We start from the raw sequence: 1372 nt of genomic DNA on the forward strand, positions 1-1372 counted from the left end.
ATATTTCAGGACTAGACATATTGAAGAAACATGCTAACTAACCAAGAAGCAAAATATCTATTAGATTTAGAAAAGGTCTTAATTGACCCTAATCAAACAATAGATTTATCAAAAAAGAAAAACAGATTGGAATTGATTTCTCATCAAGATTCAGATTATGAATTTTGGGTTGAAATTACAACCAATCAGAAAATTATACTTAAAACTTCGATACATCATTTAGAGAGTAACTCTTATGTTGGACTGTTAAGAATTGACTTTAAAGGAGGTCATCACAATCCTGCTAATGTATTACCAACGTTACCTGATATTCTAGTTCCATATGCTGACAAATGGTTTGACCCATCGGAATCGCATATGCACATTTATGTTGAAGGTTATAGACCTTTGGCTTGGGCAATTCCGCTATCTGATATTGATTTTCCAATTAAAGATATCAATCAACCATCAGACTTATCGGATTTAATATTTAACTTTGCTCGAAGAATAAATTTAAAATCATTAATTAATATTCAACAAGCAATACTTTGAATTGGGTAAATACATATGTAGACAATTATTACAATTGGTTAAGAGAAAAAACCTTTATCCAAAAGGACTCTGATACTGATTGGTTTCTCATAAATACACCTTTTGTTGGAGCATTTAATGATACAATTGAAATCTACGCTCAAAAAAATGGAAGTCATTTAAGATTAAGTGATAATGGAGAAACTATGTCTAATTTAGAACTTCAAGGTCTACACATTCAGGGTTCAAAAAGACGTAGAGCAATTTTAGACACGATACTCTTAAATTATGGAGTTAGAGCAGAAAATGACGAATTGACTATTGAAGCGAATAGCGATAATTTCTCACAAACGAAACATAATTTTCTGTCAGCCATAATTGAGATTAACGATTTATATGTTTTATCAAAACATAATGTTGCTTCAATCTTCAAAGAAGACGTTCGGAATTATTTAGATTCTCACGATATAATTTATACACCTGATTTCATATCTAAAGGAACTACAGGATTGGAATTTAATTTTGATTTTCAAATCGCTAAAAAGAATAAAGAAATTGTCATTAAATCTTTTAATACAATAAACAAATCAAATTTACCAACTTTTCTTTTTGCTTGGGATGATATAAAACCAGTTCGAGAAAAAATCACGAAAAAGAATGTGAACGCAATTGCAATTATTAATGATATAGATAAAGAAATTAGAACTGAATTTCTTGATGCTCTTAAAGCAAAGAATGCTGATTATATTCTTTGGTCCGAACGTGAATCAGAAAAAAGTCGAGGTCTTATATCTGCGTAAAAATACTACTTACAACAACGTGTATAACTAATTGCTTGGTCTGTGTGTACTCGGAAAATCCT

General features: G+C 30.0%; 2 protein-coding genes. Both read left to right on the forward strand.

Features of this window, described 5'->3' with window-relative positions; all coding sequences use genetic code 11:
• Positions 1–30: 30 nt before the first annotated feature.
• Complete coding sequence (locus tag TD18_RS16435; protein ID WP_040254882.1) at positions 31–531, forward strand: DUF6978 family protein; 501 nt, start codon at positions 31–33, stop codon at positions 529–531.
• Positions 528–1310: a DUF1828 domain-containing protein gene (locus TD18_RS16440; RefSeq protein WP_040254884.1), complete on the forward strand. Its 783-nt coding sequence runs from the start codon at positions 528–530 to the stop codon at positions 1308–1310. Before TD18_RS16435 ends, TD18_RS16440 begins: the two co-directional genes overlap by 4 nt.
• The last annotated feature ends 62 nt before the right edge of the window (positions 1311–1372 follow it).

Source organism: Psychroserpens mesophilus (assembly GCF_000826645.1).
Classification (GTDB): Bacteria; Bacteroidota; Bacteroidia; order Flavobacteriales; family Flavobacteriaceae; genus Psychroserpens; species Psychroserpens mesophilus.